At 68.7% G+C, this 3,176-nt stretch carries 2 protein-coding genes; both read right to left on the reverse strand.

The genetic code is table 11. The features are described from left to right. Positions 1-136: 136 nt before the first annotated feature. The gene (gene tcuB, locus ACDELDRAFT_RS20595; protein ID WP_005800019.1) at positions 137-1,330 is read right to left on the reverse strand and encodes a tricarballylate utilization 4Fe-4S protein TcuB; all 1,194 of its coding nucleotides are present in this window, start codon (positions 1,328-1,330) and stop codon (positions 137-139) included. Continuing rightward, positions 1,317-2,780: an FAD-dependent tricarballylate dehydrogenase TcuA gene (tcuA, locus tag ACDELDRAFT_RS20600; RefSeq protein ID WP_005800020.1), complete on the reverse strand. Its 1,464-nt coding sequence runs from the start codon at positions 2,778-2,780 to the stop codon at positions 1,317-1,319. The genes tcuB and tcuA overlap by 14 nt, the downstream gene beginning before the upstream one ends. Positions 2,781-3,176 lie beyond the last annotated feature (396 nt).

Here is a 3,176-nt window from a genome sequence, read left to right on the forward strand (position 1 = left end):
ACCAGGGCTGCGGTGGCGAGCGCGGTGGCGCGCAGCAGTTCTCGTTTGTTCATCGGGGTCTCCTCGTTGCGGGATGGTGGGTGAAAGAAGATAACGTGGCGCCGGAAGTCACCCTCGGTCGGCACTCAATCGGTACTCAGTCGGCGCCCAGGCCGACAGGGTTGGGCTGGCGCTTTTCCACGGCGTGGCGCAACAGCGCCGCGGTGCGGAAGATGCCGTGCGCGAACTTGCCGTAGGGCAGCGTGGCGAACAGCGCCATCACCGCGCCCAGGTGCACGCACAGCAGCAGCGGCAGGGCGGCCGTGCCGCGCGCGGCCCACAGTGCCAGGCCGCTGGCGGCGGTGAGGAACAGCAGTGCGATGAAGCCGCGGTCCATGGGCTTTTGCGCGGCATCTCCGTGCTCGGGGTGGCGGCGCAGGTTCAGGCGCCACAGGCCGGCCGTGCCCAGCAGCAGGCTCACGCCGCCCGCCGCGCCCAGCAGCTTCGGGATGCTGGGCAGGTCGTACGGCGCGGGCTGCCCCAGCAGGTAGTGGTACAGCGTGGCCACGCTGGTGGCGGCGAAACACAGCACAAAGCCATAGAACGTGAGGTGGTGGCAGCGGCGGCGCGCGAGGGTGTAGGCGTCGTCTTCGTTGTGGCAGCCATCGCCGTGGCCGCCGTCCAGGTATTTCAGGCGCAGCACCGCGTTGGTCGCCTCGGCCGTGGCCGGCGCACTCAAAGGCGCGCCGCTGGTGGCGGGCGTCACGTCGCGCCAGAAGCGGCGCACGCCCAGGCCCAGCGCCAGCGTGGTGAACAGAAACACGGGGGCGAACAGGCCCACCAGCAGGTTGTGCGGGAAGATGCCGTAGAACCCGCCCACCGGCGTGCTCCATAGCGCGGCCAGGCCCTGGCCGTGCAGCGCCACGGCCAGCACCAGGAACAACGCCAGCCCGGCGGCCGACGCCAGCGCCAGCGTGAGTCCGTTGCGCTGGTACAGCGTGCCCAGCGCGGGTGGCCATGCGTAGTCCACGTAGGTCTGGCCCCGCACCTGCGCCATGGCCTTGGGAATGTTCACCGCAAACTCGTGCGGCGGCGCGTACTGGCAGGCGTGCAGGCAGGCGCCGCAGTTGTGGCACAGGTTGGCCAGGAAATGGATGTCGGCCTTCGGAAATTCGAGCCGGCGCGTCATGGCCGGAAACACGGCGCAGAAGCCTTCGCAGTAGCGGCAGGCGTTGCAGATCTGCAGCTGGCGCGCCACTTCCGATTCGGCGCCGGTGAGGGGCAGCGCGGGCACCACGTCGCCGTTCGCAAGCGCCCGGGCATCGCGCGCGAGGGCTTCAAGCGACTGCATGGTTTGCTCCTTGATTAATAGCTGATTGCGCCCGTCCAGCTTGCGCTGGAAGGCCTTTTGATGCCAAAGCCGCGTTGGTGCCGGCAATGCGGCCAAACGCGGTACCAATGCTCATGCCCACACCGGCGGTGTAGCCCTTGCCCAGCACGTTGCCGGCCATCATTTCGCCGGCCACGAACAGGTTGTCGCTCGGCTGGTTGTGAAAGCGCACGGCCGCCGTGTCGTCGGTGTGCAGGCCAAGATACGTGAAGGTGACGCCGGGCTTGAGCGCGTAGCCGTAGAACGGCCCGGTGTCGATGGGGCGCGCCCAGTGCGTCTTGGCGGGCGTGACGCCTTCGGTGTGGCAGTCGTCCAGCGCGGTGTGGTCAAAGCGGCCCACGCGGCAGGCGGCGTTGTAGGCATCGAGCGTGCGCATGAAGGTGTCCACGGGCAGGCCGAGTTTTTGCGCCAGTTCGGGCAGCGTGTCGGCCTTGACGCCCGGAAACACCGGCGGCATGAAGCGGCCAATCGCCTTGCTGTCGATGATCGAATAACCAATCTGCCCCGGCTGCTGCGCCACCAGGCGGCCCCAGATGGCATAGCGCTTGGTCCAGAAATCTTCGCCCTCGTCGTAGAAGCGCTCGGCATCGCGGTTGACCACCACGCCCAGCGACACGCAGTCGATGCGCGTGCAGATGCCGCCGTCGTACAGCGGCGCGCGCGCGTCGATGGCCACCATGTGCGCCTGCGTCGGGTCGCCGATGCGGTCGGCGCCGTGGTCTTCGAGCAGGTGTTTGAGCAGCACGCCCTTGTTGTAGGCCGTGCCACGGATCAAAAAGTTGTCCGACGGCCACTCGCCGCGCTGGTTCTGGCCCCAGGCCTCGCGCAGCCATTCGCGGTTCGATTCGAAGCCGCCCGCCGCCAGCACGCAGGCTTTGGCGGTGATGCGCTCCGGCTGGCCGTTCACGGTGCAGTGCGCGGCGACGAAGCGGCCGTTCTCGATCTCGATACGGTCCACGGGCGCTTCGTAGCGGATCTGCACCCCCAGCTTTTCGGCACTGCGGTAGTAGGCGTTGACCAGCGCCTTGCCGCCCCCCATGAAGAAGGCATTGGTGCGCGCCACATGCAGCGCGCCCGACAGCGGCGGCTGAAAGTGCACGCCATGGCTGCGCATCCAGTCGCGGCAGTTGCTGGAGGCGCGGATCACCAGGCGCGCCAGGTGCTCGTTGGTCAGCCCGCCGGTCACCTTGAGGAGGTCCTGCCAGTATTCCTCTTCGGGGTAGGCTTCGACCAGCACATCCTGCGGCGCATCGTGCATGCAGCGCAGGTTGCGCGTGTGGCCCGAGTTGCCGCCGCGCCAGGCGCGCGGGGCCGATTCGAGCAGCAGCACGCTGGCACCGGCCTCGCGCGCCATCAGTGCGGCGCACAGGGCAGCGTTGCCGCCGCCGATCACCAAAACATCGGGGTGCATGGGGAGTTCATTTCATTCATGGGGTAGTGGAATGTAGAAACAACGCCGCAGCTTGCACAGGGCGACGCCGGCATGGCCCCATCACGGATCGTGATGGGCTGCGGCAGAGCCAGACGCTTGCGGTCCGCTTTGGGGCCACGGACATGGCCCACTCCAGCAGCTACCGCGCAAGGCCTGTGCCGGCCGCGCCGCCCTGCCGCGTGGGTCGCGTTCCCCTGTTCTGAAAACCCCCGCAGCAAGGCGAGCGCGGGCGCTGAGGGGCGCGGTTCCCGCCTGCCCGCGCAGGCTGGACCAGCCCGGAAGGGGTGTCGGTTCAGGCAGGCCGCACGCGGGGTGTGCGGCGCCTCAGGGCGGAGTCAGCCGCGCGCCAATCCATCCGCCCCGACTGCACCAGCT

Origin of the sequence: Acidovorax delafieldii 2AN (assembly GCF_000175235.1) — a bacterium.
GTDB classification, from domain to species: Bacteria; Pseudomonadota; Gammaproteobacteria; order Burkholderiales; family Burkholderiaceae_C; genus Acidovorax; species Acidovorax delafieldii_B.

Bases quoted from the DNA above. Each gene is read 5' to 3' on its own strand.
- tcuB (WP_005800019.1), bottom strand. From the start codon at position 1,330: ATGCAGTCGCTTGAAGCCCTCGCGCGCGATGCCCGGGCGCTTGCGAAC.
- tcuA (WP_005800020.1), bottom strand. From the start codon at position 2,780: ATGCACCCCGATGTTTTGGTGATCGGCGGCGGCAACGCTGCCCTGTGC.